Source organism: Pseudarthrobacter sp. L1SW (assembly GCF_020809045.1).
Lineage (GTDB): Bacteria > Actinomycetota > Actinomycetes > Actinomycetales > Micrococcaceae > Arthrobacter.
This window is the reverse complement of the sequence record NZ_CP078079.1, coordinates 266,092-277,923: the sequence shown is the minus strand read 5'-3', so window position 1 is coordinate 277,923 and position 11,832 is coordinate 266,092. Positions and strand designations below refer to the sequence as shown.

At 67.6% G+C, this 11,832-nt stretch carries 12 protein-coding genes; all 12 read right to left on the bottom strand.

The genetic code is table 11. The features are described 5' to 3' along the window. Nucleotides 1–24: 24 nt before the first annotated feature. Complete coding sequence (locus tag KTR40_RS01325) at nt 25–537, bottom strand: PH domain-containing protein (protein WP_228405042.1); 513 nt, start codon at nt 535–537, stop codon at nt 25–27. After that, nucleotides 518–1,060 carry a DUF3180 domain-containing protein gene (locus tag KTR40_RS01320; RefSeq protein ID WP_139027483.1) on the bottom strand — a complete coding sequence of 181 codons (543 nt, stop codon included), beginning with the start codon at nt 1,058–1,060 and terminating at the stop codon, nt 518–520. The genes KTR40_RS01325 and KTR40_RS01320 overlap by 20 nt, the downstream gene beginning before the upstream one ends. Continuing rightward, nucleotides 1,057–1,602, bottom strand: coding sequence for a 2-amino-4-hydroxy-6-hydroxymethyldihydropteridine diphosphokinase (gene folK / locus KTR40_RS01315; protein WP_139027482.1), 546 nt, complete (start codon nt 1,600–1,602; stop codon nt 1,057–1,059). The genes KTR40_RS01320 and folK overlap by 4 nt, the downstream gene beginning before the upstream one ends. Further along, nucleotides 1,599–2,021 (bottom strand): dihydroneopterin aldolase, encoded by a 423-nt coding sequence (gene folB / locus KTR40_RS01310; RefSeq protein ID WP_139027481.1) that lies wholly within the window; start codon nt 2,019–2,021, stop codon nt 1,599–1,601. The genes folK and folB overlap by 4 nt, the downstream gene beginning before the upstream one ends. Before the next feature lie 7 nt (nt 2,022–2,028). Then, nucleotides 2,029–2,949, bottom strand: coding sequence for a dihydropteroate synthase (folP, locus tag KTR40_RS01305; RefSeq protein WP_228405041.1), 921 nt, complete (start codon nt 2,947–2,949; stop codon nt 2,029–2,031). 10 nt (nt 2,950–2,959) lie between these two features. Then, nucleotides 2,960–3,604, bottom strand: coding sequence for a GTP cyclohydrolase I FolE (gene folE / locus KTR40_RS01300; protein WP_139027479.1), 645 nt, complete (start codon nt 3,602–3,604; stop codon nt 2,960–2,962). A 10-nt stretch (nt 3,605–3,614) separates the two neighbouring features. Beyond that, complete coding sequence (gene ftsH / locus KTR40_RS01295) at nt 3,615–5,678, bottom strand: ATP-dependent zinc metalloprotease FtsH (RefSeq protein WP_139027478.1); 2,064 nt, start codon at nt 5,676–5,678, stop codon at nt 3,615–3,617. Between the two features lie 250 nt (nt 5,679–5,928). Further along, entirely contained in the window at nt 5,929–6,480 is a 552-nt protein-coding gene (gene hpt, locus KTR40_RS01290) for a hypoxanthine phosphoribosyltransferase (RefSeq protein WP_041651844.1), read from the bottom strand. Nucleotides 6,481–6,510: 30 nt separating this feature from the next. Then, nucleotides 6,511–7,599, bottom strand: coding sequence for a tRNA lysidine(34) synthetase TilS (gene tilS / locus KTR40_RS01285; protein WP_228406216.1), 1,089 nt, complete (start codon nt 7,597–7,599; stop codon nt 6,511–6,513). Nucleotides 7,600–7,659: 60 nt separating this feature from the next. Next, on the bottom strand, nt 7,660–8,793 hold the full coding sequence (locus tag KTR40_RS01280) for a zinc-dependent metalloprotease (protein WP_139027477.1): 1,134 nt from the start codon (nt 8,791–8,793) through the stop codon (nt 7,660–7,662). A gap of 89 nt (nt 8,794–8,882) precedes the next feature. Further along, nucleotides 8,883–9,890: a hypothetical protein gene (locus KTR40_RS01275; protein WP_228405040.1), complete on the bottom strand. Its 1,008-nt coding sequence runs from the start codon at nt 9,888–9,890 to the stop codon at nt 8,883–8,885. Nucleotides 9,891–10,187: 297 nt separating this feature from the next. Continuing rightward, nucleotides 10,188–11,702 (bottom strand): D-alanyl-D-alanine carboxypeptidase/D-alanyl-D-alanine-endopeptidase, encoded by a 1,515-nt coding sequence (gene dacB, locus KTR40_RS01270; RefSeq protein WP_228405039.1) that lies wholly within the window; start codon nt 11,700–11,702, stop codon nt 10,188–10,190. Nucleotides 11,703–11,832 lie beyond the last annotated feature (130 nt).

Genomic DNA, 11,832 nt, shown 5'->3' with positions numbered 1-11,832 from the left:
CGGGCCGCGGAGGTCCTTCTGCCGTCACAGTCCTGCCAGCCTGGCTTCACCGCGGGCCGCCAACTGCTCGCGGAGCCGGGCCCCCTCGGCGGCGGGCAGGCCGGGGATCTGCGCGTTCGTGCCCGGCGAGGCCGTGTGGAGCTTGAGGGTGCACAGGCCAAGACTGCGCTCCACCGGTCCCACGCCGATGTCCACGTACTGCATCCGGCCGTACGGGACGGCCATGGTGCGCTGGAAGAAAATGCCGGTCCTGATAAGGAGGTCGTCGTCCCGTTCCGCGTAGCCGATGGCCCGGACCTGCCGCGGGATGAGCGCGAGCCGCCAGAGGGCCACCACCAGCATGCCGGCGGGCACGGTGGCGGCAAGCCACAGCGGCGGCCAGGCCCACACGTCCGCGACGACGAGGACCAGCGGCAGGGAGAGGACCAGCACGGCGGCCAGGTTTCCCAGGGCCCACTGCACCACCCTGACGGTGACGTATTTGGGGGATACCCGCTGCCACGTGATGCCGGGAGGGTCAATCGCCCCGGTATGCATATTCGCCTTCCCCCGACGCCTCACCGACGGCGCGGCCGGGCTTCCCGTCGAGGCCCTTCGTTTCGCCGTCCTCCGGCGGAATCCTGCAGAACCGTTCCACCAGCAGGCCCACCACGATCATCACCAGTCCCCCACCGGCCATGGCAAGCGCCAGCCAGGTGATGCCCTGGTCGCTGCGCAGGCTCCAGATGCGCAGCTGGTCCAGGAAGATGCCCACGTGCCAGCCCAGCAGCACCGTCCCGGCGTAGGCGCATGCCTGCGCCAGGACCAGGGTGCGCGCGGCCAGAAGGGGATCGAGGACCGTCTTCTTCTTGCTGCTGTCCTTGAGGCTGTTCCGCCACCTGAGGACCTTGATTCCGAGGATCAGCGTTATGGCCACGATCACGCCCATGGTTGCCAGCGCCGTGGGCGGCAGCACCGGGGTGGACATGCTGTACCGGCTGGTCACCACGGTGGCGGACCAGCCGGCCACGGCCAGGATGAAGCCGATCAGCAGGAGTCGCAGCGGGTTGATGGGCTTCATCGTTCCTCCACCGCCCCGGCGGTGGGCATTCCGTCGAAGTCGCCGAAGCCGTCAAAGGGGGCAAGGTCATCGAAGTCCGCCGCCTTGGCCGCCAGGGCCGTGATCCGTTCACCGTCCAGGACGGCCCCGGGTTCGATGAGCGACCACGGATAGAGGACGAACGCCCGGCTCGCCGCGAGGGGATGCGGCAGGGTCAGGACGGGATCGTCGCTGCGGACGTCACCATAGGTGATGATGTCGACGTCGAGCGTCCGCGGCCCCCAGCGCACCTCCCGCACGCGGTGGTGCTTGTTTTCCACCGCCTGGCAGTGCTCCAGCAGCTGCCGTGGGGTGAGGCTGGTTTCCACCGTGATCACCATGTTCAGGAAGTCCGGCTGCCCGGCCGGACCGCCGACTGCCTTCGTCTGCACCACCGGCGATACCGCCAGCAGCCGCACCTCCGGCGGGTCAACGAGGTCCGCAACGGCCCCGGACAGGGTGTCGTTGCGCTCGCCCAAATTGCTGCCGAGCGCAAGGACCGCCTTGGTGTAGCCGCCGTTCATGGCCCCTCCCCCTGGCTTTGCCTTTCTTCGCCGGTGCCGTGACCGTCAGTCCGGGTCCCGTCATTCCGGGCGCGGTGGACGCTGACTGAAACGTCGCCGAAGGGAACCTCGATGGGGGCCTGCGGCTTGTGCACGGTGATGTCCACGGCCTGAAGCTGGAATTCGGCCAGCAGGCCCTCCGCGATCCGCACTGCCAGCGCCTCGATCAGGTTCAGCGGCTCTCCGGCGATCCACTCGGTAATACGCTGCGCCACCTCACCGTAGTGTGCGGTGTCCCGGACGTCGTCGGACTCCGCCGCCTTGGCGAAATCCAGGTACAACACTGCGTCCACAACAAAAGGCTGGCCCTCGCGGCGCTCAAAATCAAACACGCCGTGATGGCCGACGGCGGTCACGCCGCTCAGCGCAATCCTGTCCATGGCTGCGCTAGCTGCCGGCGCGCGGCGCGGCCATGCGCGCGGCAACCTTGACGGCGTCAAGGCTGGGGCCGACGTCGTGCACGCGGACGGCCCAGGCGCCGCGGTAGGCGCTGATGGCAGTGATGGCGGCGGTGGCCCCGTCACGTTCCTCCGGGGCGGCGGACTTGCCGGCCACGGTGAGCAGGGTGCCCAGGAACCGCTTGCGGGAAGCCCCCACAAGGATCCGGTGGCCCAGGCTTTCCAGCTGGTCCAGGTTCTGCAGGAGCTCCCAGTTCTGGGCGTCATTCTTGGCAAACCCCAGGCCAGGATCGATGATGATCTGTTCCTGGCTGACGCCCGCGGCATACAGCTTGTCCCGCACCCCGGCGAGCTCGGCCACCACTTCGGCCGCCACCTCCTTGTATTCGGCGAGCGAGTTCATGGTGCGGGCGTCGCCGCGGCGGTGCGTGAGGATGTAGGGCGCGTTGGAGGCCGCCGCGAGCTCGGCCATTTCCGGTTCCATGGTGAGCCCGGAGACGTCGTTGATGATGGCGGCGCCGGCCTTCAGGGCGGCCGCGGCGGTGGACGCGTGGGTGGTGTCGATGCTGACCAGGGCGCCGGCCTTCACCAGCGCCTCGATCACCGGAACCACGCGCCGCTGTTCTTCCTCCGGGCTGACGTCTTCCGCGCCGGGGCGGGTGGATTCGCCCCCGACGTCGATGATGTCCGCTCCCGCGTAGAACATCCGGAGCCCAGCCGCGATGGCGGTGTCCGGCGTGGCGTGGCTGCCGCCGTCGCTGAAGGAGTCCGGGGTGACGTTCAGGATGCCCATCACCAGGGTGCGGCCGGTGGGCAGGTCTTCGAACCGGGCTGCCGGGCGCGGTTTGCGCAGGACGGGCAGTGGTGAGGTTGCCGGGCCGGTTCCCGGCGCTGCAGCGAGTGAATCCATGGTCTGTTGATTACCTTCCGAGGATGAGGCTCATGGCTTCGGCGCGGGTGGCCGGGTCATGAAGCTGCCCGCGGACCGCACTGGTGACGGTCTTCGCTCCGGGCTTGCGGATACCGCGCATGGACATGCACATGTGTTCGCATTCAACAACGACGATGGCGCCACGCGGCTTGAGGTGGCGGACCATCGCTTCGACGATCTCCGTGGTGAGGCGTTCCTGCACCTGCGGGCGGCGGGCGTAGATGTCCACGAGCCGGGCCAGCTTGCTGAGCCCCGTCACCTTGCCGTCGTGCGACGGAATGTAGCCAACATGGGCCACGCCGTGGAACGGCACCAGGTGGTGCTCGCACGTGGAATAGAAGGGGATGTCCTTGACCAGGACCAGTTCCTCATGGTCCAGGTCGAAGGTGGTGGACAGGACGTCCGCGGGGTCATGGTGGAGCCCGGCAAACACCTCGGCGTAGGCCTTGGCCACCCGCTTGGGGGTGTCTACGAGGCCGCCGCGGTCCGGGTCCTCTCCGATGGCCAGGAGAATCTCGCGGACGGCTGCCTCGATCCGGGGCCGGTCCACTTTGTGGTGCTTTGAGTGGTGGGCGCCGCCCTCCGCCGGGTAGCCGGCGGAGGCGGAAAGGTCGTCGTCGTCGAAGTGGGTCACGTAAGAAAGCTTAGCCGCGAAGGGCGTCAGGCCCCGCGTCCGTTACCCCGCCCTGGAACGGTGCGTCCTCCGGAACACCCTGCGGGTGCGGTGGCTGGGCGTCCAGCGGCTCGTCCAGGCGGGCCTTCTTGGCCTCTTCCTGGGCTTCGCGCTCCGCCCTCTCCTGGCGGGACTCCACGGGGCCGGCCATCTGGACCGGGCGGCTCTCCTTGGACAGCCACACCTCACGGAAGTCGCGCTTGCGGATGTCCCTGAAGATGTCGGCGATCTCGGCCTGGTTCAGTGTTTCGCGTTCCAGCAGTTCCAGGGCCAGCCGGTCCAGGACGTCCCGGTTCTCGGTGAGGATGGCGTACGCCTCGTCATGGGCCTGGTCGATAAGGCGGCGCACTTCCTCGTCCACCACGTAGGCGATCTGGTCCGAGTAGTTGCGCTCGTGCCCGGCGTCGCGGCCAAGGAACGGCTCGCCGCCGCCCTGGCCAAGCCGGACAGCGCCCACCCGCTCGCTCATGCCGTATTCGGTGACCATCTTGCGCGCGGTGCCGGTGGCCTTCTCGATGTCGTTGGAAGCGCCGGTGGACGGATCGTGGAACACGATCTCCTCGGCCACGCGGCCGCCCATGGCGTAAGCCATCTGGTCCAGCAGCTCGTTGCGGGTCACGGAGTACTTGTCGTTGTCCGGGACCACCATGGTGTAGCCCAGGGCGCGGCCGCGGGGAAGGATGGTGATCTTGGTGACCGGGGCGGAATTCCGGAGCGCGGCTGCGACGAGGGCGTGGCCGCCTTCGTGGTAGGCGGTGATCTTGCGCTCATGCTCCTTCATGACGCGGCTGCGCTTCTGCGGGCCGGCCATGACGCGGTCAATGGCCTCATCCAGCGCGCGGTCGTCGATGAGGTTCGCGTTGGAGCGGGCGGTGAGCAGGGCGGCCTCGTTCAGGACGTTGGCCAGGTCCGCGCCGGTGTAGCCGGGGGTCTTCTTGGCTACGGCCTTGAGGTCCACGCCGGGCGCCATCGGCTTGCCCTTTGAGTGGACCTGAAGGATCTGGTCGCGGCCGATCAGGTCCGGCGCTTCCACGCCGATCTGGCGGTCGAAGCGTCCCGGGCGGAGCAGCGCGGGGTCCAGCACATCGGGACGGTTGGTGGCGGCGATGAGGATGACGTTGGTCTTGACGTCGAAGCCGTCCATCTCCACCAGCAGCTGGTTGAGGGTCTGCTCGCGTTCGTCGTTGCCGCCGCCGATGCCGGCACCGCGGTGGCGGCCAACGGCGTCGATCTCATCCACGAAGATGATGGCCGGGGAGTTGGCTTTGGCCTGCTCGAAGAGGTCGCGGACGCGGGAGGCGCCGACACCGACGAACATTTCCACGAAGTCCGAGCCGGAGATGGAGAAGAAGGGGACGCCGGCCTCACCCGCGACGGCGCGGGCCAGGAGGGTCTTGCCGGTACCGGGAGGGCCGTACAGCAGCACGCCCTTCGGGATCTTGGCGCCGACGGCCTGGAACTTGGCGGGCTCCTGCAGGAATTCCTTGATTTCCTGGAGTTCCTCCACTGCCTCATCGGATCCTGCGACGTCGGCGAAGGTCACCTGCGGCATGTCCTTGCTGACCATCTTGGCCTTGGACTTGCCGAACTGCATGATCTTGGAGCCGCCGCCCTGCATGCGGGTCATGAGGAACCAGAACAGGGCGCCCAGGAGGATGACGGGAATCAGGAGGGACAGCAGGCCGGAGAACCAGTTGCTCTCGATGGGCTGGTCCGTGTAGCCCTGGGCCGGCTTGGCGTCCGTTACGGCCTTGACCACGTCCTGCGCACGGGCGTCCACGAAGAAGAACTGGACGCTCTTGCCCTTGTCCTGCCCGTCAAGCTGCAGGTTGTCCTTCAAAGTCAGGTCCACGCGGTTTTCGCCGTCGAAGATCTTGGCCTGCTCCACCTGGTTTCCGGAGAGCAGTTCCAGGCCCTTGTCAGTGTCGATCCGTGCCGCACCGCCGGGGGCCAGCGTTGCAAAGGCCACCAGGAGCAGACCGACCACGACGACGATCCAGATGCCCGGGCCTTTGAAGAAATTCTTAGCTTTCATCTGTTCGGGGGCTGGCCCCGTCCCTTCTGGTAGTGCTGCACGGCGAGTAGTCTGCGCGCGTGATGGTGCTGCGTCAGCTTCTAGCTATACACCGTCCGGAGTAGATCACGCATGATGGACGGCAAAAGTTCCCTGTGGGCGTAGCTGGGCGAGGGCGGGCGGCAGCAACCGGCAGCGTCCGCGGGATGGCATGCGGCGGCAGTCCGGGCCTGCAACACTGCGGTTAGGTGCCATCCCGCGCAGCGGGGGCTTACTCGTAGACGTGCGGCGCCAGGGTGCCCACAAAGTCCAGGTTGCGGTACTTCTCGGCGTAGTCCAGGCCGTAGCCCACCACGAACTCGTTGGGGATGTCGTAGCCGACGTATTTAACGTCGATCTCCACCTTGGCAGCCGTGGGCTTGCGGAAGGCGGTGCAGATTTCCACGGAGGCCGTGCCGCGGGATTCCAGGTTGGTCTTGAGCCAGGACAGCGTGAGGCCGGAATCGATGATGTCCTCGACGATCAGCACGTCCTTGCCCATCAGGTCCGTGTCCAGGTCCTTCAGGATCCGCACCACTCCGGAGGACTGGGTCCCCGAGCCGTAGGAGGACACAGCCATCCAGTCCATGGAGATGTGGCTGTGCAGGGCCCGGGCCAGGTCCGCCATGACCATCACGGCACCCTTGAGCACGCCAACGATGAGGATCTCGCGGCCCTCGTAGTCCTTGTCGATCTGCGCAGCCAGCTCCGTGATGCGCTGCTGGATCTGTTCCTTGGTGTAGAGAACGTGCTTGAGGTCTGCCTGGACGTCGTTTGAATCCACCAATGGCTCCTGTGTAGATGCGGGGTGCGACTATTTTGCGGGCGGTTTTTGAGGCCGGAATACTAGCTTCCCACAGCGGGCCCCTTCGCGGGGAACGGGGTTGGGGTTATCCGGGCCCCCGGAACTCCCGCCGGTCCCCGCCGCCTCCAGCTGCGCCAGGGACAGCCGGTAGGCGCTCACCCCGCCCGGCAGCTCGACCGGACCCGCCGAGCCCTGCCGCCGCAGCAGCGCCTCCGCCGCCAAAAGGCGCTGGTAGCTGGGCTGCTGCCCGCCGACGTCGGCCGCGGCCTTGGCGATGACGCGGTACCTGATGGCCGGGGCCAGGGCGCGCAACGCCTCCTCAGGAAGGCTCACTTCGGCGCCGTCCCGTTCAACGAGTGCTGCGAACGTGGTTTCTGCCACGTCCTCAAGGTAGTCGGCGTCCAGCTGGAGGATTGATGCGGTCCGGGCGAGGGATTCGGCGACGCCGGGGCCCAGTTTTTCTTCCAGGTGCGGGAGCACTTCCACCCGGGTACGAGACCTGGCGAAGGCCGGGTCCGCGTTGGTGGGATCATGCCAGGGCTCCAGCTGCTCCACCTCGCAGATCTCTTCCGTGTCCGCCCGCCGGAGCCCCAGGAACGGCCGCAACAGGAGGCCCCGCTCCGGCCTCATGCCTGCCAGGGAGCGTGTGCCGGAACCGCGGGCCAGGCCGAGGAGCACCTGTTCCGCCTGGTCGTCCAGCGTGTGCCCCAGCAGGATGGCTCCGGCGCCCTGGCCGGCAGCCGCGGCCTCAAGCGCTTCGTGCCTGGCCTCCCGGGCCGCTGCCTCAGGACCCATGCCGGCCGTTGCCACGGTCACCGCACGGATCTCCACCGGGGCGAGTCCCAAGTCACGGAGGGCCCGGGCGGTTTCCTCTGCCACGCTGGCGGACCCTTCCTGCAACTGGTGGTCCACCACTACCGCGCCCACAGTCACCGGGTGGCCGTCCACATGGCCGCGCCGGGCAAAGTACGCGGCCACGGCGGCCAGCGCCAGGGAGTCCGGTCCGCCGCTGCAGGCAACCAGGACGTGGCGCGGATAACCGGCCTGGGCCAAGGCGTCCTGGAGCGCTTTCCGCGCTTTGCCGACGACGGGCGCCAGCCTGCCCGGCCGTCGTCGTCCGCCCTGGAAGCCGCTCCCGGGAGATTCGCTCCGCGGCAATCAGAGTCCCATCCGCTCAAGCCACAGCTTGGCGTCGTGGATCTCCGGTTCGGTGGGCAGGTGGTCCGCGGACTCCCAGACCTTGTTGAAGCCCTCCATGCCGGCTGCGTCCACCACCGCCCGCACAAACCGGGCACCGTCCGAGTACTGGCGCATCTTGGCGTCCAGCCCAAGGAGGCTGCGGATGAACTTTTCGATGACCCCACGGTCCTTGCCGCGGTCGTTGAACCGCTGCCGGATCGTCTTCACGGACGGGATGATGCTCGCGTCCACGGCATCCATCACCACGTTCGCATGGCCTTCGAGGAGGCTCATCACGGCCGTGAGGTGCGAGATGGCCGCCTTTTCCTCCGGGTCCTGCAGGAGATCCAGGATGGCACCGCGCCCGGGAGTGTTTCCCGAGGCAGTGCGGTCCTTGAGGGAGCGGGCGGCGGCTGTGGCCCGCTCCATCAGGGAGTCGACGTTGCCCAGCAGGTGCACGCTGAGTTCGTCGATCTGTTCAAGCATGTGGTGCCGCAGCCACGGGGCCGCGGCGAACTGCACGCGGTGGGTCTGCTCGTGAAGGCACACCCACAGGCGGAAATCCTCCGGGGCGACGTTGAGTTCGCGCTCCACGGCCACGATGTTCGGGGCGACGAGGAGGAGCCTGCCGCCGGGAGGGGCGGCGGAGCCTTCCGCGAGCGCCGCGAAGGGATCGTACTGTCCCAGGACCTTGCTCGCCAGAAACGCCAGGACCGCGCCGAGCTGGCTTCCGGTGATGGCCCCGCTGACGCTGGCAGCCCCGGGGCTCAGGGTGCCACGCCTGTTTTCCAGCATCTTTTCCATGGCGGGCTTGAGCATCACTGCAAAGCTCTGGGTGTTTGCTTTTGCCCAGGACGCCCGGTCCACCACCAGCACGGAGGAATCCCGCAGGTCGCGTGCCGCCTCCAGCCCGGTGATTTCGTGGACGTGTTCAACGGACACATCGGCCAGGCGGCGCAGGCTGTCCACGGCCTCGCCGATTTCGGCCCCGCTGAGCACGGGCCCGGCGGGGGCCAGGCGTGCGGCGGTGGAGGCGGCGAGGTCCCAGTTGATCAGGGACTGTGCCGTGGCGGACAACGTCTGGGATGACGACTCGCGTGCAGTGGGCTCCATGGTTCCCATCAGAACACAGCATGCTGCGGATAGTCCTTAAGTTCGCTGACCGGCGAACCTCCCGAAGCATCCTGTCCGGCCAGCAGATCCTATTTCTTGCGTCCCGACGTCGTCGTCGTTATTTCGGCACGCGCCGTGTTGGCGTAGACGTCCTTGCTGACCTCGTAGCCGTGCTGGTCGAGTTCGAGCGCTTGCTGGTTGATTTCCGCCAGTTGTCCGTCCGTGAGATGTTCAACTCTGGTGAGATCCAAGGTTTCCTGGTTCACCCCGCCCTCGGCCGTCACTTTAACCAGCCCGGTTCCGGCTGAGTAGTACTTGCGCTGATGGCCTACATTCGGTTCCAACGGATTGTGCTCATCAATCACCAACACGTCTCCGTAGCAGCCTTTGGGCACGCAAAGCGCTATATTGTCGTCGAAAACAAGCCCGCAATCGAGGAACCCCACGGAAGCGGCGTGAGCCTGGACATATGCCGGCGTTCGGGTCCGGGGCGCCGCCTGCATGGCAATTCCGGCCTGGCTGCCGGAGATGCCGTGGATGAACGTATTGGGCGCCCCAATGAACTTGTCCTCTTCAAACTCCTCGGGATACTCGCCGAACAGCCACACCGTCCCGGCGTTATCCTGCGCGAAGAAGGCAAGTTCCGATTCCACCAGCGCGCCATCCTGGTAATCGCGGTCCCACATCACTTGGGTCTTCACGCCGTCAATGACCTTGGTCAGGCCAGTGACGGTGTGCGTGACCCGCCGCTCAGTGGTTCCACCTTCACTTTCCACCGTGCCGGTGGTGGTGTACTTCATCCCCGGCTTGAGCGGAAACCACTTGTTGTCGATGACGGGCGACTCCGGGAAGGCCGTCTTGTCGAACTTGATGGCAGACCCCGGCCCGCACAGTTCCGGCGCCGGCGGCACCGCTGCGGGCGCCAGGGTGGGCGGCCCCGGCGGTGCGCTGGAAGGCGCAACCGGCGCCGAAGTGCCGGTGGATCCGGGCTTCATCTGCCCGGCCTTCGGGTCTGCGCACGTGGCTACGGCCGGCATGGCCAGAAGCAGCGTGAAAGCGGAACCGAACACTGATAATCGTGTATTTGCGTGGAACATCGTTGTGGCCTTTGGCGTGAGGTTTTTACATCTGTAGGAGCAGTGTCCTGCCAAACGCGCGGCTTCGAGGCACAACGCTGGGCCTGGCCGCGGTTTGGCTGGAGCGAACGAGGCGCGCCATCACGTAATTCGGTTGGCTATGGACACCAAACCCCACCCCCTCATGACGGTTCGACGCCGGAAGTTCGTTACGTTGCCAACCCCGGAGTCCGCACGTGTGGTCGAGTGTAGGGCGGCCCGCAATCCAGGGTCACGAGTAGCCGCTACTCGTTTTTTCCATCTGCCGCACTTAATACCTCACCGGCAGCCGCAGCCGGCGAGCGCGGTGGCCGCGCGGTCCAGCGCTTCCTTGTTGCCGGCGGCCCCGGGCGTCAGCCCGTTGCCGATGAAGGAAAAGACCAGCAGCCTGCCGTCCGCGTCAACCACATAGCCGCTGAGCGCGAGGACTGTGTTCAATGTGCCGGTCTTGGCCCGCACCAGGCCGGCACCGCCCGCCGTTGCGCCGCCGCCGTAGCGCGTGTCCAGGGTTCCCGTGAGGCCTGCCACCGGGAATCCGTCCAGCGCGGCCCGCAGCCTGGTGTCCGCGCCCGACGTGATGGCCCGCACCACCTCTGAGAACTGCCGAGCCGGGACCTGGTTGCCCATGGCCAATCCACAGACATCCACCAGCTTCATGGCATCGGTGGCGAGGCCCGCTGCGGAGAGCTGTGCGCGGACTGCCGCTGTGGCGCCGTCGTTGCTGCCCGGCAGCCCGTCCGCCAGTGCCGTCAGCCGCCCCAGTGCTTCCGCCAAATAGTTGTCCGAGTCCTGCAGCATCACGTCCACTTGCTCGGCCACGGTGGCGGACTGCACCTCCGCCAGCACCACTGGCTTTTCGCTTTCCCCGCCTGCCGCCCGGGCTGGGGCGGGTGAACGTTCGACGCCGGCGGCTACAGTGAGTCCCGCGGCGGCGCCTGCCGTCCGCAGCCGGGCGGCAAACTCCTCGGCGGCAGCTATGGCGGAGTCCTGGGGCCGGGGACCGGTGGTGACGGCAGGATCGTAGCGGCCCGAATTCAGGGCGAGGGGGAACAACGGCGCCACTTCGCCGGCCGCCACATCCCCGCTGTCCCAGGCCGGATTCAGCGCGGGCCCGGAGAACAGGGAATCATCCACCAGGACCTTGAGCTCCCCGGACGCGCCGTCCGACGTCAGGGCCTCCACCGTGGCGGCAGCCAGGGTTGCCAGTCCGGCGTGTCCCAGGGCCCGTTCGGGGTTGGAGTCGCCGGGCCCCAGGAGGACGTCGCCGCCGCCCACCAGCACCACCTGCCCGGGCGCCGGCCCGGCAACAACGGTTGTGCTGAAACGGTGCCCGGGGCCCAGGGACCGCAGGGCGGCGACGGCGGTGAGCAGCTTCATGTTGGACGCCGGCACGCGGCCCTCCGACCCGCCGCGGTCAAACAGGACCTGGCCGGTCCACGCATCCTGGACCATCCCGGTGAACGTCCCGCCGCCGTCGGCCTTCAACAGCGGATCCAGCTGCGCAGTGACGGCGGGCTGGGACGGGATCTCTGCCGCCGCGTCGAGGGCGGCCAGGCCCTGCCGGGCGGAGAGCGTGGCGGGTGCCTGCTGCCACGCGGGCGCGGACGGAGCGGGGGCAGGGGCTTCGGGACCCAGGAACCCGGGGGCCACCAAGAGGGCAGCGGGGAGGGCGAGGGCAACCAGGAGGGCCGAAAGGAGGACCAGCGGCCACGAGCTCCGCAGGCCGGTGACGGCCCTCCGCGCGGCCTGCCGGACACGGCCGTGCTGCTGGTCCGTGCCGATTGTTTTGGTCATGCTGGTGCCGGTCCTCAAGTCCTGAAATTTCCCCACAAGTTCCTGATTCCAGGGCCTCTCGCTATATCCTCAATAATAGTCGGCGGCACTGACAGTCCTTTTTGTTGCCCGTCAGAAGTGCCGCGAACCC